Below are 20,208 nucleotides of genomic sequence, written 5' to 3' on the forward strand. Positions count from 1 at the left end.
ACACGTGAAGGGAATAATGCACACCCCAGAGCCTGCCTCGAACACTGCGACAAGGCAAGCCCCACGGTGTGTCAGCGGTCCCTAAAACGTCTCGCCGGAGGCGGCTTTTTCCAGCAGCAGGGCTGGCGGCGCGAAGCGCTCACCATACTGCCCGGCCAGGTACTGGGCGCGGGCGACGAAATCCTTGACCCCGTATTGATTGATGAATTGCAGGGCGCCGCCGGTCCAGGCGGCGAAACCGATGCCGAAGATCGAGCCGACGTTGGCATCGGCGGTCGACGTCAGCACCCCCTCCTCTACGCAGCGCACGGTTTCGATGGCTTGCACAAACAGCAAGCGATCGCGCACGTCCTTCGCTGAAATCTGCCCGTCGGCCCGTTCAAAGCGGGTTTTCAGTTCCGGCCACAGGTGCTTCTGGCCACCCGCCGGATACTCGTAGAAACCGCCTCCCGCCGCCTTGCCCGGGCGCTTGTATTCGTTGAGCAGCAGGTCGATCACCGCAAATGCCGGGTGCTCGACCAGCGGCTTGCCTTCGGCCTGAAGGTCCTTGGCGGTCTGCTGACGGATATGGCTCATCAGGCTCAGAGACACTTCGTCCGAGATTGCCAAGGGCCCGATGGGCATGCCCGCCTTGCGCGCCTCGGTCTCGATCATCGCCGCGCTGACGCCTTCACCCAGCATCGCAATACCTTCGTTGGTGAACGTGCCGAACACCCGCGAGGTAAAGAACCCTCGACTGTCGTTGACCACAATCGGCGTCTTCTTGATTTGCAGGACGAAATCGAAGCCGCGAGCCAGGGTCTCGTCGCTGGTGTGGGTGCCCTTGATGATTTCCACCAGCGGCATTTTGTCCACGGGGCTGAAGAAATGCAGGCCGATGAACTTGCTCGGATCCGGCACCGCGGTGGCCAGGCCGCTGATCGGCAGGGTCGAGGTGTTGGAAGCGATCACCGCATCCGCGCCGACAACCTGTTGCGCAGCCAGGGAAACCCTGGCCTTGAGCTCCCGATCCTCGAACACCGCTTCGATGATCAGATCGCAACCGGCCAGGTCGGCATCGCTGTCGGTGCTGTGGATGCGCGCCAGCACGGTTTCGCGCTGCTCGGCGCTCATTTGCCCGCGCGCCACTTTCTTGTCCAGCAGGGCTGCGGAGTGCAACTTGCCCTTCTCGGCAGCAGCAAGGGTGATGTCCTTGAGTACGACTTGGATACCGGCCGATGCGCTGACAAACGCGATCCCGGCGCCCATCATCCCGGCACCCAGTACGCCCACTTTTTGAGTGACGTAAGGCACCATCCCCTGTGGTCGCGAACCACCGGCATTGATTTCGTTGAGCTGGAACCAAAAGGTGCCGATCAGGTTTTTCGACACCTGGCCGGTGGTCAATTCGGTGAAGTAGCGGGTTTCGATCAGGTGCGCCGTGTCGAAATCCACCTGAGCGCCTTCCACGGCGGCACAGAGGATTTTCTCCGGCGCCGGCATGCAGCCCTGGGTTTTGCTGCGCAGGATCGACGGGGCAATGGCCAGCATCTGCGCGACTTTCGGGTTCGACGGCGTGCCGCCCGGGATCTGATAGCCCTTCACGTCCCAACGCTGAACCGCCGTGGGATTGGCATTGATCCAGGCGCGGGCCTTGGCCAGCAGTTCATCGCGATCCGCGGCCAGCTCATCGATCAACCCCGCTTGCAGCGCCTGTTGCGGACGGATTTTTTTGCCCTCGAGCACGTACGGCAAAGCCTTTTCCAGCCCGAGCATGCGCACCATCCGTACCACCCCGCCGCCCCCCGGCAGCAGGCCAAGGGTCACTTCCGGCAGGCCTAGCTGCACAGACGAATCATCCAGCGCCACGCGATGATGGCAGGCCAGGCAGATTTCCCAACCGCCCCCCAGGGCCGCGCCATTGATTGCCGCGACCACCGGTTTGCCGAGGGTTTCCAGGGTGCGCAGCTGCCCCTTGAGGCCCAGCACCATGTCGTAAAAGGCTTTGGCTTGAGGTTTGCCGACCTTGATCAATTCGTTGAGGTCACCGCCGGCGAAGAAGGTTTTCTTGCCCGAGGTAATGACAACGCCGGCAATGCTGTCCTTTTCCGCCACCAGGCGCTCAACGCACTCGGCCATGGCGTCGCGGTACAGCGCATTCATGGTGTTGGCGCTCTGGCCCGGCATGTCGATGGTCAGGACGACGATCCGGTCCTGGCCCTTTTCGTAACGAATGGCTTGGCTCATAAACAGGTTCCTTGAAATCCGGGGTCAGAGGCGTTCGATGATGGTGGCGATGCCCATGCCGCCGCCGACACACAGGGTGGCCAGGCCATAACGCAGGTGCCGGGCCTCCAGTTCGTCGAGCAAGGTGCCGAGAATCGCGCAGCCGGTGGCGCCCAGGGGGTGACCCATGGCGATGGAACCGCCGTTGACGTTGACCTTGTCCGGGTCGACGGCCATGTCCTTGATGAACTTCAGCACCACCGAAGCAAACGCCTCGTTGACCTCGAACAAGTCGATGTCTTGCACCCGCAGCCCGGCCTTGGCCAGCGCCTTGCGGGTGGCCGGCGCGGGGCCGGTGAGCATGATGGTCGGGTCGGTGCTGGTCACTGCCGTGGCGACGATCCGCGCCCGCGGCCGCAAGCCCAGCGCCAGTCCCTTGGCTTCGGAGCCGATCAGCATCAACGCCGCGCCATCGACGATGCCGGAACTGTTGCCCGGCGTGTGCACATGGTTGATGCGCTCGACCTGGCTGTAGACCCGCAGCGCGGTGGCGTCGAAGCCCATTTGGCCCATCAGCTCGAAACTGGGCTTGAGCTTGCCCAGGCCTTCCAGGGTGGAATCGGCGCGGATGAATTCATCGTGATCGAGCAGGATGATGCCGTTCTGGTCCTGCACCGGCACCAGTGACCGGGCGAACGAGCCGTCGGCCCGGGCCCGCGCGGCTTTGTGTTGCGAGTGCAGCGCGTAGGCATCGACGTCCTGCCGGCTGAAGCCTTCGAGGGTGGCGATCAGGTCGGCGCCCACGCCCTGTGGGGTGAAATGGCTGTGCAGATTGGTTTGCGGGTCCAGCGCCCAGGCCCCGCCATCGCTGCCCATGGGCACCCGCGACATGGATTCCACGCCGCCGACCACCACCAGGTCTTCGAAGCCGGAGCGCACTTTCATCGCCCCCAGGTTCACCGCTTCCAGGCCCGATGCGCAGAAACGATTGATCTGTATCCCGGCGACGCTGACGTCCCAGTCCGCCACTTGGGCGGCGGTCTTGGCAATATCGGCGCCTTGATCGCCAATGGGCGTGACGCAGCCGAGCACAACGTCATCGACCTGACGGGTGTCCAGATCACTGCGCTGCTGCAGCGCCCTGAGCAACCCGGCCACCAGGTTCACCGGTTTGACACTGTGCAAGGCGCCATCGGCCTTGCCCTTGCCACGGGGCGTGCGTAACGCATCGAAAATCAACGCTTGGGTCATGACATCCTCGATCTTGTTATTGGATATTGGAACTGCGCAAGGTGGCGATCCTTTGTCCGTTCAAGCAGCCTCCACCTTATTCCCAGCCACCCTGGATTCAATGACCGCAACGCTCACCTGTATTGACGCACACGCTCAGACGGACGGTCATCTTCAGCTCGATCCGCAGGTTCGATACACGAGAGTGTCTAGCAAAAGGCCGCCAATGAAGCTGGCAATAGGCCTCATGCCTTTTTAATAGCGTTGAACGAGCTCTCCATACTAAAAGGATCTAAACCACGAGTGACGCGGGCTCTAAGGTGAACATGTACGAAGTTGTCGTCGGGTTTTGCCGAGGCGCTCGTCCTACAGGAAGTGCACCGTTTGCCGTCATGGAGATATGCAGGCAGGCATCAGGAAATAACAAAAAGAAGGCGGTCAGCCATGTTCAAACAATCGAAAGTTCGTCAAGCAGGACTCATTCTCTTCGCCACGACACTGTTGTTGATTCTGCCGAACCTGACCAAGGTCATCGGCTAGCCGGTTTGTGGTAATCACGGTGCCAGACTTTTAAATCGCCACTACAAAAATGTGACTGGCTCGCTACCCGAGCCAGCGTGGCTATGCCAACCTTTGCGGCATTTCCACGACACGGACGGCGATCCCTTGAAAACGCTCATTACGTTAGGGGCCCTGCTGCTCAGCACGCCTCTGTATGCCGCACAGCTCAACCTTGAGCTGGGCGAGAACAGTCGTACCTGGCAGACCGAGCAATTGCTCGAGCACCCTCAAGCCCAGACCATCACCATCCCCAATGATGTTTCCTATAAACGCGACATGAGCTACCGCGCAGTGCCGCTGGCGGTGTTGCTGACCGGTGTGAAGCCTGAAGATCACCTGCAAGCGGTGGCGCTCGATGGTTTCGCTGCGGAATTGTCGGCGGCGCCGTTGCTCAACACACAGGGCGCGCGGGCCTGGCTGGCGATTGAAGACCCGGCGAAACCCTGGCCGCCGCTGTCCGAAGGCAAACACAGCGCCGGGCCGTTTTACCTGGTCTGGACCGATCCCCAGGCCGGCAAGATCAGCCCGGAACAATGGCCGTTCGAAGTCGCCAGCATCAAGCGCATGGCACCGGTGGCAGAGCGCTTCCCTGCCCTGCTGCCAGATCCGGCGTTGAAGGCTGACGCCCCGGTGAACCGGGGTTTCGCGCTGTTCCAGAAAAACTGCCTGGCCTGCCACCGCCTGAACGGTGCCGGGGATTCGCAGTTCGGGCCGGACCTCAATATTCCCTACAACCCCACCGAGTACTTCGGTGCGGACTTCCTCAAACGCTATATCCGTGATCCGCAGAGCTTGCGCCGCTGGCCCCAGGCGAAGATGCCCGGGTTCTCTGCCGAGGTATTGCCGGATGAGGAGTTGGCGATGCTGGTGAGTTATCTGAAACACATGGCTGGCCGAAAAACCCAGCCCTGACACCACCCATCCTGTAGGAGCGATGCTTGCTCGCGATCACGGTGGGTCAGCTACAAAAGTATTGACCGAACTACCGCTATCTCGAGCAAGCATCGCTCCTACAGGGGGGCATCAGCTTATTGCTGCTGCACGGAAATCACCGGCGCCGGCGTCGGGGTCACCAGCACCTTGGCGTGCATCTGCTCGCAACCTCCGCCACGGCGCATGCCGCGCACCGGGCAGGCGTCCAGGTAGTCCAGGCCCACCGCCAGTTTGAGGTGGCGCTCCGGCCGGGCCAGTTCGTTGGTCACGTCGAAGCTGTACCAGGCGTCATCGAGCCAGGCTTCGGCCCAGGCGTGACTGGCCAGGTGCTCGCTGTTTTCGCTGTACAGGTAACCCGACACATAACGCGCCGGAATCCCCAGGCTGCGGGCGCAGGCGAGGAAGGCATGGGTGTGGTCCTGGCACACGCCTGAGCCACCGGCAAAGGCCTTCGCCGCGCTGGTGTCCACCTCCGTGGCCCCCGGCGTGTAGGTCATGTGCTGGTTCAGGCCATGCATCAGGTCGATCAGCGCGGTTCGGTCGCGGCGCTTCTTGCACTCCTTCTCGGCGAACGCGCGCAACGCCGCATCGGCCTCGGTCAGCCGAGTGAAGCGCAAAAACGGCAGCGCCGACTGGCTCTCGTGCTCGGCTTCGCGCAATTCGTCGATATCGACCTGGCCCCGGGCGCCGATGATGATCGCCTCATGGGGCTCGTCCATGGTCAGCACGTGCAGGATGTTGCCGAACGGATCGAGTTGCGCACGCACCGGGCGCGGCAGGTCCAGCTGCCAGCTCAGGACGTGCTGACGCTCGCTGTCGTGGGGTGTCAGTCGCAAATACTGGATGCTCGCCCGCACCTGATCTTCGTAGTGATAGGTGGTCTCGTGGCTAATGGAAAGTCTCATGCAGCCTCCAGGTAGGAACTGTGAATCGCGTTGCCCAACTGGCGTACCAGCGGGATGAACTCGGTGAGCCAGGCGTGCAGGCCTTCGTCGAGGATTTCGGTGATGCCGGTGTAGCGCAGGCGTGCGTCCATCTCCGCCGCCAGGCGTTGCGCCGGTCGGCCGTTGGCTCCCGGCAACTGGGCAAGGATCTGGTCGATTTCCTCAGTGCAGGCGCGCAGCGAACGCGGCACGTCCGCGCGCAGCAACAGCAGCTCGGCCACATGCCGGGCGCCCGGGGCGTCGCGGTAGATTTCGGTGTAGGCCTCGAACGACGACAGCGCCCGCAGCAAGGCGCTCCACTGGTAATAGGCGTGGGCCGTGCCGTCGCTGACCGCTTCGGCCTGATCACCCGCCATTTCGTAACGGGCATCGAGCAGACGCAAGGTGTTGTCGGCCCGTTCGATGAAGGTGCCCAGGCGAATGAAACGGAAGGCGTCGTTACGCATGATGGTGCCGTAGGACGCGCCGCGAAACAGGTGGGAACGTTCCTTGATCCACTCGCAGAATCGGCTCATGCCATAGCGGCTGAGGCCCTGCTCGGCAATCCCGCGAATTTCCAGCCAGGTGGCGTTGATGTTTTCCCACATGTCGGCGGTGATTCGCCCGCGCACCGCGTGGGCACTGGCCCGCGCCGCGCCCAGGCAGCTGTAGATGCTCGCCGGGTTCGCCGCGTCCAGGGCGAAAAAATGCAGCAGGCGCTCGGCGTGCAGTTCGCCGTGGCGTTCCAGGTAATCGTCCAGGGTGCCGGTGATCAACAGCGGCATGGCCAGTTCGTGCAGACCGTTGCCACGACCATCCTGTGGCATCAGTGACAGCGAATAACTGATGTCGAGCATCCGTGCGAGGTTTTCCGCCCGCTCCAGGTAACGCGACATCCAATACAGATCCGAGGCAGTTCTACTTAACATGACAGGCTTCCTTCAATCCTCGACCACCCAGGTGTCCTTGGTTCCGCCGCCCTGGGAGGAGTTCACCACCAGGGAGCCTTCGCGCAGGGCGACACGGGTCAGGCCACCGGGCACGACCCGGGTTTCGCGGCCAGACAATACAAATGGACGCAGATCGATATGCCGCGGCGCGATGCCGTTTTCGACAAAGGTCGGACAGGTCGACAGCGACAGCGTCGGTTGCGCGATGTAGGCATGGGGCTTGGCAATGATCCGCGCGCGGAAGGCTTCGATTTCCGCCGCGGTCGCCGCCGGCCCCACCAGCATTCCGTAACCGCCGGATCCCTGGGTTTCCTTGACCACCAGTTCTGGCAGATTGGCCAGCACGTGGGAAAGTTCAGACGGATTGCGGCATTGCCAGGTCGGCACGTTCTTCAGGATCGGTTCTTCATCCAGATAAAAGCGGATCATGTCGGTGACGAACGGGTAGACCGACTTGTCGTCCGCCACGCCGGTGCCGATCGCGTTCGCCAATACCACGTTGCCGGAACGATAAGACGACAGCAGTCCCGGCACCCCGAGCATCGAATCCGGGTTGAACGCCAGCGGATCGAGGAACGCGTCGTCGAGACGGCGGTAGATCACATCGACGGCTTTCGGCCCGTCGGTGGTGCGCATGAACACCTTGTCGTCGCGTACGAACAGATCCGCGCCCTCCACCAGTTCCACGCCCATCTCCCGCGCCAGGAAGGCGTGTTCGAAAAACGCACTGTTGAAGCGCCCCGGCGTCAGCACCACCACGCTCGGGTTGTCGATGGGGCTTGAGCTTTTCAGGGTGTCGAGCAGCAGGTTCGGGTAGTGGTCGATGGGAGCGATGCGCTGGGCCGAGAACAATTCGGGGAACAGCCGCATCATCATCTTGCGGTCTTCGAGCATGTAGCTCACGCCGCTGGGCGTGCGCAGGTTGTCTTCGAGCACGTAGTAGGTGCCGTCGCCATCACGCACCAGGTCGACGCCGGAGATGTGTGAATAGATGTCGCGGTGCAGATCCAGCCCTTGCATCGCCAACTGATACTGCTCGTTGGCCAGCACCTGCTCGGCCGGAATGATGCCGGCCTTGATGATCCGCTGCTCGTGATAAAGGTCGGCGAGGAACATGTTCAACGCCTTGACCCGCTGGATACAACCGCGCTCGACAATCCGCCATTCGCTGGCAGGGATGCTGCGCGGAATGGTGTCGAAAGGAATCAGGCGCTCTGTGCCCTGCTCGTCACCGTAGAGCGTGAACGTAATCCCGGCACGATGAAACAACAGATCGGCCTCGCGTCGCCGTTGCGCCAACAGCTCGTCAGGCGTCTCGGCCAGCCAACGGGCAAACTCCCGATAATGCGGGCGGACCTGGCCGCCGGCATCGTACATCTCATCATAAAAGGTGCGGATCATGCCGTACTCCTTGTCACCCGGACATCCAGACCTTCGCAAGGCCCGTGCCATCGGCATAAACGCTTTGATATCAATCGGTTGGATATTCAGTGCGCAGACACCGCACCATTCCTGTGCGGCAAATGCCCCAACCTGATCGCCCCCGCTTCATTGCAAGGCAATGTCGTTGCCTATCACCAGCATAGTCAGAGTTGATTTCACTGCCCGGTTAACGCTGGGGATAATGCGCGCATCCGCTGAAAATACTTCGCCAGCGTTGAAGCAGCGAAGGTGACGGCACCCACTTATCCACAGCAGTTCGGCTGCCCTGGCGGCCCGGTCATCGATGTCCAGACCGGTTTACCTCCTTTCCGGTCTTCCCTTTTAGCCACCCGCTCAGGTGGCTTTTTTTTGGCTTTTTGAAACGTTATGAAATCAAAAGGTCCCAAGCGCAAAAACGAAAACGGCCAACCCGAAGGTCAGCCGCCACTGTCGTTTGCTGCAATTCATAATGTTATGCGAGTCGACCTCGTACCTCCTGTTTCACGCCCCATCCCTCTATGATGCCGCCCAATGGCTCGACCACCGCTTCGAAACCTTGCTCGAAGTCGCCGATGTCGTCGTAGGTGGCGTACATGACTTTGCTCAACTCCAGTGCCCAGGCACCGTCATCGCGCACACTGACTTGCGCATTGAGCGATTCACCGCGGTGAAAATGACCTGCCGCCCTGCGTGCCCGCTCCTCGTCCGGGAAAATGGCGTAGAACTCGATGGGGTGGAACCTTGAAAAATCGAAACCGCCTTCTTTCATGCGGCGCAGCACGCTGCTGCTGATGTCTTCTTGATAGGCTGTGCTCATGAAACGTCCTCCTCAAATACGATGGATAGACTTTCCGTACTCCCTGCGCGCGCAGCCGTGGTTGCGGGCGGTTCGGCACCGATGTGCCGGCGGGAAACAAGCATGGAGCTGACAAGACCAGACCTTAGCGATCCATTCGCTGATCTCGATTGCAGAGTAGCCTCAGGATAGAGGCGCTGCCAAGGCCTGGTTGAGAATGAGACAGGAGATGTTCAGATTGGCGTGATGCCGAGGATTTGAATGCTGTTCTGGGTTTTGAGGTCTTTGACGCTCGCGTCCGCGGTACGCCCTTCGAAATCATTGAGATCCAGCTGCGCGGCAACAGGAAGAAGCCGTTCCTTGATGAGTCGGGCAGCCTGCTCGTTATCCGGGCATTCGTCGCTCTCAAAGACTTCGTCGACTGTTTCGCCGTGATCGTCCACGAAAGTGATCATCCACTTTTGCATCAGTGCCTCCTCGTACAAACCCGCAAGTGGGCTTACACCTATCTGGACTGGTGCCGTTTCTGATCGTTCCAATGAATTGGCACGGGTGGGATGAACACCACAAAACCCGGACCAGCACCGGGACCTGTAGGAGCCGAGCTTGCTCGCGATGGCGGCGTGCCAGCCGACAGCAATATCGATTGATACACCGCCATCGCGAGCAAGCTCGGCTCCTACAGGTGAACTCAACGATCAGTCGTTACTGGGCTTGTTCACAGCCTGCAAGACGTACTGCGGCAAGGCGAACGCCCCGATATGGATCTCGGGGTTGTAGTAGCGCGTGACGATACCGCTGCCGGCGAAACGCTGTTGCAGGGTTTCACGGCTGAGCTGGCGGCAGGCCGGGTTGGTCGCGCCCCAGGCGAAGGTCATCGAGCCGCCGATGTAGGTCGGCACGGCGGCCTGGTAGAAGTGCCAGTCCGGGAACAGGCTGCGCAGGCGACCGGCGGTGGTTTTGACTTCTTCGATCTGCATGAACGGCGTGCCGTTCTGGGTCACCAGGATGCCGCCTTCGTTCAGGCAGCGATGGCAGGCCTGGTAGAAGTTTTCCGAAAACAGCACTTCGCCCGGACCGATGGGGTCGGTGGAGTCGGAAATGATCACATCGAATTTTTCCGTGGTGTTGGCGACGAACCGCATGCCGTCGTCGATCACCAGGTTCAGGCGCGGGTCGTCATAGGCGCCGTTGGAGTGGTTCGGCAGGAACTGCTTGCACATGTCGACCACGGTGCCGTCGATCTCGACCATGGTGATGTGCTCGACGCTGGCATGCTTGGTCACTTCACGCAGCATGCCGCCGTCGCCGCCGCCGATGATCAGCACGCGCCTGGCGTTGCCATGGGCCAGGATCGGCACGTGGGTGAGCATCTCGTGGTAAATGAATTCGTCGGCTTCGGTGGTCTGGATCACGCCGTCCAGCGCCATGACCCGGCCCATGCGCGGGTTTTCGAAAATCACCAGGTGCTGGTGCTCGGTGCGCACTTCGTGCAGCAGTTTGTCCATCCGAAAACGCTGGCCGTAGCCTTCGTAAAGGGTTTCCAGGTAGTCGCTGGTGGGGGTGATGCTCATGGGAAGTGCTCCGATGAATGCGCTGGCAACGGACGGTTACCCGCCCATGAAGGCCAATCGAACGCCTCGATTGCCCGGGAAAGGCGCGCATTCTACGTCGCGGACGATGACAGGTCGAACCTCAGATGATCGGCTGGCGACATTCCCTGTGGGAGCGGGCTTGCTCGCGAACGCGGTGTGTCGGCGCACTGTGTGTTCAATGACACACCGCGTTCGCAAGCAAGCCCGCTCCCACCGGGTCAGTGGTGACTGGATCAGATCCGCACATTGCCCCGCGGCCCGGCAATTGCCCAGATGATCAGGCCCAGGACCGGCAACAGGACGATCAACAGCACCCAGAGGATTTTCATCCCGGTCTCGGCGCCACTTTTGAGCACATTGATGATTGCCCAGATGTCCAGGGCAAGAATGATCAGGCCAACCAGGCTGTTGAACGTTGAACCCATGGTAATGCTCCCTAAGAGTGATATGCCCCCTTAGGATAGCCGGGCATGCTCAGGGTTCCGTTTTATTGACAGCCTTGTCAGACGTGAATGGCCACTTTCAAGGCTTCCAGGGCAGGCGCGGCGGCGATACCGACCTGCGCGCACAGTTCCAGCACCCGTGGCACGTCGTTGCCGTAGACCAGCACCACCTGCAGTTCGTCGTCGAGCAACTGACTGAAATTCATCAACATGTAGCCGCCGTTTTCCTTGTTCAGGCTGCTCATTTGCACCTGGATGCGGTTGAGCGCAGTCAGGGCTTCGGTTTTAGCCAGTTGCTTGGGCTTGAGGTTGAACTCCACGCCCGGGCCGAACGAGGCGACGATCCGGGTGAACAGGTCCTGGTAGGTGTCTGCCTGGAACAGCACGGTCTCCGGCAGGCTGCCGACCACGACCCATTCACCCAGCGGGATCGGGAAAGTGTCGTCGTAGTTGACGTCCGGGTTGGCGGCCAGGAAAGCCTCTGGATCGGCGTAAGCCTGGGCCGCTTCATCAGCGACCTTGAGGATCTCGTCATCGCTCATGCACCCGGAGCTGATTTTGCTGATGATTTCGACCAGTGCGGCTTTCATGGGGCGGATCCTGTAGCTGGGGACTTTTGAGGGCGCGAAGGATAACGCATTCCATGGCAGCTGCGGACCTGCCCTGTTGCCAGGCGGCCAACAAATCCCGTCACCACACAGGATCACGGTGTCAGCCCAACAGTTTTTCCAGCTGGGCAACGGTATCGGTAGCACCCATGGTCTTGGCCGCATCCAGCGCCGTAATGCCATTGGCATCCTTGGCTTTCGGATCGGCACCTTTGCTGATCAGGTAGTCGACGATGGCCACGCGGTTGAACATCGCGGCCATCATCAGCGCGGTGCGGCCGTCGAACGACGAACCTTCGACTTGCGCGCCGCCCTCCACCAACGCCGTGACCACCGCCAGGTCGCCCTTGAACGCAGCGCCGGCAATCGGGCTCTGGCCGTTGTCGTTGCGGATTTCCGGGTCGGCCTTGTGTTCGAGCAACACCTTTACCGTTTCGACATGGCCGTGGTACGCAGCCAACATCAGCAACGTGTCACCCTTGTGATTGCGCAGGTTCGGCGGCAGGCCTTTGGTCAGCAGCGCAGCCATCATGGCCGCATCGCCCTCCCGTGCCTTGTTGAATACCTGTTCGGCAAATTCGGCGGCTTCTTCGGGGGTCATCTGGCGGCTTTGGTCTGACATTGGACACTCCTGATTCTGTCATTCGAAAAGCCGACAGTTTCCCGAGCAGCCCCTGCACTGTCACTTCTTTTTTCTGATCGCTCGCCATAGCGACTTTCAATAGCGGTATCGCCCGCCCTGAATATTGGCAAGCAACGACCCGGTGACCTGCACGTAGGTGTCAGTACCCGGCAACCAGGCATAGATCGGATCATCACCGGTTTTTGCCGGGTCGAAGGCTTCGTCCTTGAGCCGATTCTTCTGGTACTTGAAGGTCCCGGTGGTCTCCATTTTCACCTTCACCCGCAAAAACAACGGTACCGCATAGGCTGGCAACTGTTGCCGCAAGAACGCCAGTAATTCGCTGAAGTCCAGGGTCGCCAGGGATTCGGCCGGGGTGATCGCGGCCATACCGGCCCGGCCGTTGGTGTTGTGGATTTGCACGCCGTACGCCACGGCTTCAGATACCTGCGGGTGTCTGAGCAGCATGTTTTCGACCTCGGTGGTCGAGACGTTTTCGCCCTTCCAGCGATAGGTGTCCCCTAGGCGATCGACAAACTGCGCGTGACCGAAACCGATATTGCGCAGCAAGTCGCCGGTGTTGAAGTAAAGGTCGCCTTTGACGAACACATCTCGAAGCACGACCTTCTCGGTTTTCTGCGGATCGGTGTAGCCATCCAGCGGCGCCTTGTCGTCGATCTTCGCCAGCAACAATCCCTGCTCGCCCTTGCCGACCTTGCGCATGAAACCATTGGCCGCGCGGATCGGTGCGCCGCTGTCGTGGTCGTACGCCGCCAATTCCCAGGACATCAGGGAAAAGCCGACGGTGTTGTCGAAATTCAGAATGTTGGTGAAGCCGATATTGCCGTCACTGGCGGCATACAGCTCGCAAATGTGCCGGACGCCGAAGCGGGTCTTGAACGCTCGCCACGCCCCGGGGCGCAGGCCGTTGCCGATCATCCTGGTCACGGCGTGCTGGCGGTCGTCGGCGGCGGGCGGTTGATCGACCAGGTAACGGCACAGTTCACCGACATACCCCAGTGTGGTTGCACGGTAGGTGCGTACGTCGCTCCAGAACCGGCTCGCGCTGAATTTACGGCGCATGGCGAACCCCGCCGCGCCGCTGACGGCCGAGCCCCAGCACACGCAGAGGCCGGTGGCGTGGTACAGCGGCAAGGGGCAATAGACGATGTCGGTCGGGCGCATGTCCAGCGCGATCATCCCGAAGCTGGCGCAACTGCGCATCCACCGGCCGTGCTTGAACACCCCGGCCTTGGGCAGTCCGGTGGTGCCGGAGGTATAGATGTAGAAGCAAGGGTCGTCGAAGAAAATCTGCTGGCTGCTGGCCGGGTTGTCGCTGTCGGCATCGATGCTGGCGGTCATCAGATTGATGAAGCCTTCGGGCGCCAGGCCTGGATGATCGTAGGTGTCCTGATCGGCAACGAACCAGCGCCGCGACATCGCGATGCTCACCCGTTCACAAACCGCCAGAAATGCCTGTATCAGCTCTTCGCCGACCACGATGGCCGTTGGTGTCACCAGGTTCAGGCTGTGGACCAGTGCATCACCGGTCTGCGAGGTATTGAGCAGGGCGCTGACCGCACCGACCTTGGCCACCGCCAATATCGTCACCAACAGTTCCGGGCGGTTCTCGATGAACACCGCGATCACATCCCCCTTGCCGATGCCCTGGCTGATCAGGTGATGAGCGATGCGGTTGGCCCACTGGTTGACCTGTGCATAACTGAGCGACACCGCGTCGTGCAGCAGTGCCGGGCCGTTGGGATTGCGCAGGGTGGCCTGTTCGAAACTCCACGCCAGCCCGCACGCCTGGGTCGGATCCGTGACGTTGGCGACCTTCATGCCCTTGATCACCCGTGGCAGGGTTATGGCAATGGAAGGCAGCTTGCGGAGCATCATGCCCCAGGTAATCGTGTCGCTCATGGTGGCTCCCGTTCGATCTTTTTATTGTCGGGCGGCGCTGATGGAAGCCCGAAAATACGTCAACGGTTCTTGAGCTGTACACGCGGTTTTTGAAATGTTTTGTATCCGCAATCTGACGATCGAAGCGAGGGAGTATCGACCTGCCAATTGGTTCAATCCGATCGGCGATAAACCCGCAAAATGCAGGATGCACGATGGCCCTTCTTGCAAATTGCACGAAAGAAAAAATCAACTAAATTATTAAGTTGTTGTTTTTAAAGGAAATTAATTCTTTCCCGGTGCTGGCACAATCACTGCAACCCTCTGTGCATGCTTGCCACTTAAGCCATCACGGAGCCGAACGACATGAGCCTGATCCAGGAAAAATTTGCATCCCTGTTCTCCAACTTTGAAGTCGCGACTCAGCCTCGCCCTGACGGCGGCATTCTCCTGACCCTGCGCGGCGGTGAGGACAAAGTCTTCAAGCGCTCGATCTCCTATCAGCAACTGCACAATGGCGACCAACTGTCCTGGGTGATCAGCGCCATCCGCCGCGACCTCGCCGAACAGGCCAGCGAGTTGCCGCAGATTTCCATGCTGCAGAGTCAGCAGCGGTTTGCATTGCCGACTTATCATTCGCTGTAACGCTTAAAAAAACAGGCCGTGACACCTTGATGTCGCGGCCTGTTTTTTTTGCGCCGAACCCTTCCCTGCAGTTATCAGAAGCTGGAGGGATCGATCCGCGCAAAGCTGTCCACGGTGACATGCCCCGCCAATTCCCCGCCCTCACGGGCCAGCCCGCAGGTGACCATGCCCGCCGCACGTGCCGCGTCCAACTCTTCGACGATGTCCGACAGGAACAAAACCTGAGAAGCCTCGATCTTCAGCGCCTGAGCGATGTTGACGTAGGACTGCGCTTCGCGCTTGGGCCCGGACGTGGTGTCGAAATAGCCGCTGAACACCGGCGTCAAATCCCCCGCCTCGGAACAGCCGAAGATCAGTTTCTGCGCCTGGATCGAACCCGACGAATAAACGAACAGTTGAAAACCTTCCTGGTGCCAGCGCTTGAGCGCTTCAACGGCATCCGGGTACACGTGGCCCTTGAGCTGCCCGGCCTGATACCCCTGCTCCCAGACCATTCCCTGCAATGCCTTGAGTGGCGTGGCCTTGCGGTCTTCGGCGATCCAGCCCAGCAGGATCTCGATCACCCGCTCGACGTCCGCGTCCGGCTCGTGGCTGTCGCGACGCACGGCGGCCAATTGCTCAGCCACGTCCCCGCGCTCGGCCTGCTGGCGAACAAAGTCCGGCAGATGTTTGGCGGCGTAGGGAAACAGCACGTCGAACACAAAACTCACCGCGCTGGTGGTGCCTTCGATGTCGGTGAGGATTGCTTTGATCGACATAGACTCAGTCCTCAAGACGCGGGAATTGGCTGGCGATGTCCTCGCCGGTGAAATTCGCCACCCAGCCTTCCGGGTTGTTGAACAGGCGGATCGCCACGAAATGCGGGTGCTCACCCATGTCGAACCAGTGTTTGGTACCGGCCGGGACCGAGATCAAGTCGTTCTTCTCGCACAGCACGGCGTAGACGTAATCGTCGATGTGCAGGGTGAACAGGCCACGACCGGCGACGAAAAAGCGCACTTCGTCTTCGCCATGGCGGTGCTCTTCGAGGAACTTGGCGCGCAATTCGGCTTTCTGCGGGTGATCGCTGTTGAGGCTGATCACGTCGACGGTGACGTACCCGCGTTCGGTCATCAGCTTGTCGATCTGTTCTTGGTAAGCGGCGATCACTTCTTCCTGGCTGGCGCCGGGCTGGATCTTCGCGGCGGCCTGCCAGCGATCAAAGCGCACGCCCTGCTCGGCCAGGGTCGACTGGATGTCTTCGAGATGGGTCAGCACCTTGTTCGGAATGTCAGGGCTTGAGACGTGGTAGACGGACAGGCTGCTCATCAGGGCAACTCCTTAACGGTTAAAGAGCGAGCGGGTTTTCAACTCGCACTCGAACAAAAATTCAAAGGCCTCGATCTGCCGCAGCGCATCGCTCATGCGCGCGCCCCAGGTATAGAGGCCGTGGCCGCGGATCAGGTAGCCGACGCAATCGGGGTGGTCTTCGAGCCAAGGCTGCACCTTGGCCGCCAGGCGTGCAATGTCCTGGTCGTTGTCGAAAATCGGCACCCGCACCTTGGATTCGTGGGTCGACACACCGCTGAAGGCTTTCTGCAACTCGTAGTCTTCGAACTCGATGAAGTCCCCCGGGGTCAGGCGCGACAGCACCGTGGCGTTCACCGAATGGGTGTGCAGCACCGCGCCGATCTCTGGACGCCAGCTGTACAGCTGGGTGTGCAGCAGGGTTTCGGCGGACGGTTTCTTGCCCGGATCCAGGCTGTTGCCCGACAGATCCGTGGCGAGCACATCGTCCAGGCCCAACTGGCCCTTGTGCTTGCCCGAGACGGTCAGCAAGGCCTCGGTGGGCGACAGTCGCGTCGAATAGTTGCTGCTGGTGGCCGGCGACCAGCCGCGACCATACAGAAAACGCCCGGCGTCGATGATTTCCTGGGCGAGGTGTTCACGGGTAAGGCTCATGGCCTGTCCTCTTGCATGCGTGTGGCTATGATAACGGCAGCCGCGACGGCTGCGAGACTGGCAATACTAAAGGTCCATGCCGGGCCGAGGGCATTCCAGCTGTAGCCGGAATACAGCGCGCCCAGCGCACCACCGGTGCCGGCCAGCGCGGCGTACAGCGCCTGGCCCTGGCCTTGCTGGCGCGGACCGAAACTACGTTGCACGAAGGCTATGGCAGCGGCGTGAAAGCTGCCGAAGGTCGCCGCATGCAGGACCTGGGCGAACAACAGCACCCAGAGAAACTCCGCCAGCGAGCCGAGCAACACCCAACGCAGCGCCGCCAGCAGAAAACTGGCCAGCAACACCCGGCGCAATGAAACCCGCGCGAGGATCCGGCTCATGGCCATGAACATCAGCACCTCGGCCACCACACCGACGGCCCAGAGCATGCCGATCACCCCGCGGCTGTAGCCCAGGCGTTCGAGGTGCAGGGTCAGAAAGGTGTAGTACGGACCGTGGCTCATCTGCATCAGCGCCACACATCCGTAGAACGCCAGGACACCGGGGCCGCGCAATTGAGCCAGGAAACCCTCCCCCGCCAACCGTGCGCCCTGCACCGGTTGGGCATTGGGCACCCACAGGCTGCTCAGGACAATGCCGGCCATGATCAGCACCAGCGCCGCCGGGTAGATGTCCAGGCTCAGCCATTCGAACAAGCGCCCAAGGGCGACCACCGTGATGATGAAACCGATCGAGCCCCACAGGCGAATCTGGCTGTAGCGCGAGGTCTGGCCCTGCAGATGCGCCAGGGTGATGACCTCGAACTGCGGCAACACCGCGTGCCAGAAGAACGCATGCAAGGCCATGACCATCGCCAGCCAGGCGTAGGTCTTGCTGACGAAGATCAATGAGAAGGTCAGCAGCGTGCACACGGCGCCGAAGCGAACGATGGCCAGGCGCCGCCCGGTATAGTCACCGAGCCAGCCCCAGATGTTCGGCGCCACGCAGCGCATCAGCATCGGGATCGCCACCAGTTCGCCGATGCGTGCGGGGGCAAAGCCCAAGTGATCGAAATACAGCGCCAGGAACGGCGCCGTCGAACCGAGCAAGGCGAAATAGAACAGATAGAAACTGGAGAGCCGCCAGTACGGCAGCGCCGCAGCCATCAGACTGCGGCGGCCTTGAAGTCAGCCATTAAAGCTGACCCAGCACCGGCGTGCTTACGCGCACATCGGCGTTCTGCCCACGGTGACGCAACAGGTGGTCCATCAGCACGATGGCCATCATCGCTTCGGCGATCGGCGTGGCGCGGATGCCCACGCACGGGTCGTGACGCCCCTTGGTGATGACGTCGACCGGGTTGCCGTGGATGTCGATGGAGCGGCCCGGGGTGGTAATGCTGGACGTCGGCTTCAACGCCAGGTGCGCGACGATCGGCTGGCCGGACGAGATACCACCGAGAATGCCGCCGGCGTTGTTGCTGAGGAAACCTTGCGGGGTCAGCTCATCGCGGTGTTCGGTGCCGCGCTGGGCGACGCTGGCGAAACCGGCGCCGATTTCCACGCCCTTGACCGCGTTGATGCTCATCAGCGCATGGGCCAGTTCGGCGTCGAGGCGGTCGAAGATCGGCTCGCCCAGGCCCGGCATCACGCCTTCGGCAACCACGGTGATCTTGGCGCCGACCGAATCCTGGTCGCGGCGCAACTGGTCCATGTAGGCTTCCAGCTCTGGCACTTTGTCCGGATCGGGGCTGAAAAAGGCGTTTTCCTCCACCGAGTCCCAGGTCTTGAACGGGATTTCGATCGGGCCAAGCTGGCTCATGTAGCCGCGAATGACGATGCCCTGGCTGGCCAGGTATTTCTTGGCGATCGCGCCGGCCGCCACACGCATGGCGGTTTCCCGGGCCGAGCTACGACCGCCGCCGCGGTAATCGCGCTCGCCGTATTTGTGGTGATAGGTGTAGTCGGCGTGGGCCGGTCGGAACAGGTCCTTGATGGCCGAGTAGTCCTTGGACTTCTGGTCGGTGTTGCGGATCAGCAGGCCGATGGCGCAACCGGTGGTGCGACCTTCGAACACGCCGGAGAGGATTTCGACTTCGTCGGCCTCCTGGCGCTGCGTGGTGTGGCGGCTGGTGCCGGGCTTGCGCCGGTCCAGGTCGCGCTGCAGATCCTCCAGGGAAATCTCCAGCCCCGGCGGGCAGCCATCGACAATGGCGACCAACGCCGGACCATGGCTTTCGCCAGCGGTGGTGACAGTGAACAGCTTGCCGTAGGTATTGCCGGACATGCAGGACGCTCCGTGAATTCGAACCCAAATACGTAATGGGCGCCAGTATACGCAGGCTACCCAAGTAGTTCATCCTCGAACCTTATGGGTGCCTGCGAGTCCAACCGGCACCTTGTTGATGATGGCGTGATGATGCTGCGAGTTTTGCTCTTGACCCTTACCCTGATATCCGGCTTCGCCCAGGCCACTGTCCTGCAAAGGCCGATCACCCTGGATACCGGCACCGGCGAACTGTTCGGTTCGCTGCTGCTGCCCAAATCCGATACGCCGGTTCCCGTTGTCCTGATCATTTCCGGTTCCGGCCCCACGGATCGTGACGGCAATAACCCCGACGGCGGGCGCAATGACAGCCTCAAGCGTCTGGCCTGGGTATTGGCCAAGCACAATATCGCCAGCGTGCGCTACGACAAGCGCGGCGTGGCGGCGAGCCTGGCGGCCACCCCGGACGAGCGCGACCTGACGGTCGAGAAGTATGTCGATGACGCCCAAGCCTGGGGACGCAAACTCAAGGCTGATCCGCGCTTCGGCAAACTGATCCTGCTGGGTCACAGCGAAGGCGCGCTCATCGCCAGCCTCGCGGCGCCGGGGGTCGATGCGGCGGCGGTGATTTCCATGTCCGGCAGCGCAAGGCCCATCGCGCAGGTCCTGCGTCAGCAACTGAGCAATCGGCTGCCACCGCCGCTGATGCTGCGCAGCAACGAGCTGCTCGACAGCCTCCAGGCCGGGAAAACCGACGACAACGTGCCGCCGCCGCTGCAGGTGATTTTCCGCCCGAGCGTGCAGCCGTACCTGGTTTCGCTGTTCCGCCAGGACCCGGCGGCGGCCTTCGCACACTTGAAGATGCCGGCGCTGATCATCCAGGGCAGCAACGATATCCAGGTCGGGCTGAACGACGCCCGCCTGCTCAAGGCCGCCAAACCCGATGCCGAACTGGCCGAGATCGAAGGCATGAATCATGTCCTGCGTATCGTGCCCAACGACGTCAAACGGCAATTGGCTTCCTACAAAGACCCGAATTTGCCGCTGGCAGCAGAACTGGGCGCGCGCATCCTCGGGTTTATTGACGGACTTCGCGCAAGTTAAGCGCTGTTTGCACTCCAGTCTTGAAGAAAACGGCCGATAAGCCTATGTCGCCAGCGCACGGGCTGGCGACGAGCTGAGCTTGGA

The 20,208-nt window shown here is 61.3% G+C and carries 20 protein-coding genes; 3 read left to right on the plus strand and 17 right to left on the minus strand.

What is annotated here, in order from left to right; all coding sequences use genetic code 11:
- Positions 1-81: 81 nt before the first annotated feature.
- A complete protein-coding gene (locus tag B0W55_RS03515; protein ID WP_077044637.1) occupies positions 82-2,226 on the minus strand; it encodes a 3-hydroxyacyl-CoA dehydrogenase NAD-binding domain-containing protein in 2,145 nt (714 codons plus the stop codon).
- 24 nt (positions 2,227-2,250) lie between these two features.
- On the minus strand, positions 2,251-3,456 hold the full coding sequence (locus B0W55_RS03520) for an acetyl-CoA C-acetyltransferase (RefSeq protein ID WP_077044638.1): 1,206 nt from the start codon (positions 3,454-3,456) through the stop codon (positions 2,251-2,253).
- Positions 3,457-4,101: 645 nt separating this feature from the next.
- Here B0W55_RS03520 and B0W55_RS03525 point away from each other — a divergent pair.
- The gene (locus B0W55_RS03525; RefSeq protein ID WP_083743154.1) at positions 4,102-4,908 is read left to right on the plus strand and encodes a cytochrome c; all 807 of its coding nucleotides are present in this window, start codon (positions 4,102-4,104) and stop codon (positions 4,906-4,908) included.
- Positions 4,909-5,024: 116 nt separating this feature from the next.
- Here B0W55_RS03525 and B0W55_RS03530 read toward each other — a convergent pair whose 3' ends face one another.
- The 10 genes from B0W55_RS03530 to B0W55_RS03575 form a co-directional block, all read right to left on the minus strand.
- Positions 5,025-5,834, minus strand: coding sequence for a transglutaminase family protein (locus tag B0W55_RS03530; protein WP_077044640.1), 810 nt, complete (start codon positions 5,832-5,834; stop codon positions 5,025-5,027).
- Positions 5,831-6,781 carry an alpha-E domain-containing protein gene (locus B0W55_RS03535; RefSeq protein WP_077044641.1) on the minus strand — a complete coding sequence of 317 codons (951 nt, stop codon included), beginning with the start codon at positions 6,779-6,781 and terminating at the stop codon, positions 5,831-5,833. Before B0W55_RS03535 ends, B0W55_RS03530 begins: the two co-directional genes overlap by 4 nt.
- A gap of 12 nt (positions 6,782-6,793) precedes the next feature.
- Positions 6,794-8,203, minus strand: a complete 1,410-nt coding sequence (locus tag B0W55_RS03540) for a circularly permuted type 2 ATP-grasp protein (RefSeq protein ID WP_077044642.1) — start codon at positions 8,201-8,203, stop codon at positions 6,794-6,796.
- Between the two features lie 493 nt (positions 8,204-8,696).
- On the minus strand, positions 8,697-9,041 hold the full coding sequence (locus B0W55_RS03545) for a ribonuclease E inhibitor RraB (protein WP_007988090.1): 345 nt from the start codon (positions 9,039-9,041) through the stop codon (positions 8,697-8,699).
- A 212-nt stretch (positions 9,042-9,253) separates the two neighbouring features.
- The gene (locus B0W55_RS03550; protein WP_077044643.1) at positions 9,254-9,487 is read right to left on the minus strand and encodes a hypothetical protein; all 234 of its coding nucleotides are present in this window, start codon (positions 9,485-9,487) and stop codon (positions 9,254-9,256) included.
- Between the two features lie 231 nt (positions 9,488-9,718).
- Positions 9,719-10,594 (minus strand): polyamine aminopropyltransferase, encoded by an 876-nt coding sequence (speE, locus tag B0W55_RS03555; protein ID WP_077044644.1) that lies wholly within the window; start codon positions 10,592-10,594, stop codon positions 9,719-9,721.
- A 254-nt stretch (positions 10,595-10,848) separates the two neighbouring features.
- Entirely contained in the window at positions 10,849-11,040 is a 192-nt protein-coding gene (locus tag B0W55_RS03560) for a PLDc N-terminal domain-containing protein (protein WP_077044645.1), read from the minus strand.
- Between the two features lie 77 nt (positions 11,041-11,117).
- Complete coding sequence (locus B0W55_RS03565; RefSeq protein WP_077044646.1) at positions 11,118-11,648, minus strand: hypothetical protein; 531 nt, start codon at positions 11,646-11,648, stop codon at positions 11,118-11,120.
- A gap of 121 nt (positions 11,649-11,769) precedes the next feature.
- Positions 11,770-12,288, minus strand: a complete 519-nt coding sequence (locus tag B0W55_RS03570; protein ID WP_077044647.1) for an ankyrin repeat domain-containing protein — start codon at positions 12,286-12,288, stop codon at positions 11,770-11,772.
- Between the two features lie 96 nt (positions 12,289-12,384).
- Positions 12,385-14,211 (minus strand): long-chain-acyl-CoA synthetase, encoded by a 1,827-nt coding sequence (locus B0W55_RS03575; RefSeq protein ID WP_077044648.1) that lies wholly within the window; start codon positions 14,209-14,211, stop codon positions 12,385-12,387.
- A 345-nt stretch (positions 14,212-14,556) separates the two neighbouring features.
- Between B0W55_RS03575 and B0W55_RS03580 the strand changes: the two genes are divergently transcribed.
- Positions 14,557-14,835 (plus strand): DUF3509 domain-containing protein, encoded by a 279-nt coding sequence (locus B0W55_RS03580; protein ID WP_077044649.1) that lies wholly within the window; start codon positions 14,557-14,559, stop codon positions 14,833-14,835.
- Positions 14,836-14,909: 74 nt separating this feature from the next.
- Here the strand turns inward: B0W55_RS03580 and mtnC are convergent, their stop codons facing one another.
- Genes mtnC through aroC form a run of 5 tightly spaced genes read right to left on the minus strand, consistent with a single transcriptional unit; the run spans position 14,910 to position 19,041 of the window.
- Positions 14,910-15,593: an acireductone synthase gene (gene mtnC, locus B0W55_RS03585; RefSeq protein WP_077044650.1), complete on the minus strand. Its 684-nt coding sequence runs from the start codon at positions 15,591-15,593 to the stop codon at positions 14,910-14,912.
- Between the two features lie 4 nt (positions 15,594-15,597).
- Positions 15,598-16,143: an acireductone dioxygenase gene (locus B0W55_RS03590; RefSeq protein ID WP_077044651.1), complete on the minus strand. Its 546-nt coding sequence runs from the start codon at positions 16,141-16,143 to the stop codon at positions 15,598-15,600.
- Between the two features lie 12 nt (positions 16,144-16,155).
- Positions 16,156-16,776 carry a methylthioribulose 1-phosphate dehydratase gene (locus tag B0W55_RS03595; RefSeq protein ID WP_077044652.1) on the minus strand — a complete coding sequence of 207 codons (621 nt, stop codon included), beginning with the start codon at positions 16,774-16,776 and terminating at the stop codon, positions 16,156-16,158.
- Positions 16,773-17,921, minus strand: a complete 1,149-nt coding sequence (locus tag B0W55_RS03600; RefSeq protein ID WP_077044653.1) for an MFS transporter — start codon at positions 17,919-17,921, stop codon at positions 16,773-16,775. The genes B0W55_RS03595 and B0W55_RS03600 overlap by 4 nt, the downstream gene beginning before the upstream one ends.
- 28 nt (positions 17,922-17,949) lie before the next feature.
- On the minus strand, positions 17,950-19,041 hold the full coding sequence (gene aroC / locus B0W55_RS03605; protein ID WP_077044654.1) for a chorismate synthase: 1,092 nt from the start codon (positions 19,039-19,041) through the stop codon (positions 17,950-17,952).
- Positions 19,042-19,125: 84 nt separating this feature from the next.
- Between aroC and B0W55_RS03610 the strand changes: the two genes are divergently transcribed.
- Entirely contained in the window at positions 19,126-20,124 is a 999-nt protein-coding gene (locus B0W55_RS03610; protein WP_077044655.1) for an alpha/beta hydrolase, read from the plus strand.
- Positions 20,125-20,208: the final 84 nt, after the last annotated feature.

It is taken from the genome of Pseudomonas sp. KK4 (assembly GCF_001984065.1).
Taxonomy (GTDB): domain Bacteria; phylum Pseudomonadota; class Gammaproteobacteria; order Pseudomonadales; family Pseudomonadaceae; genus Aquipseudomonas.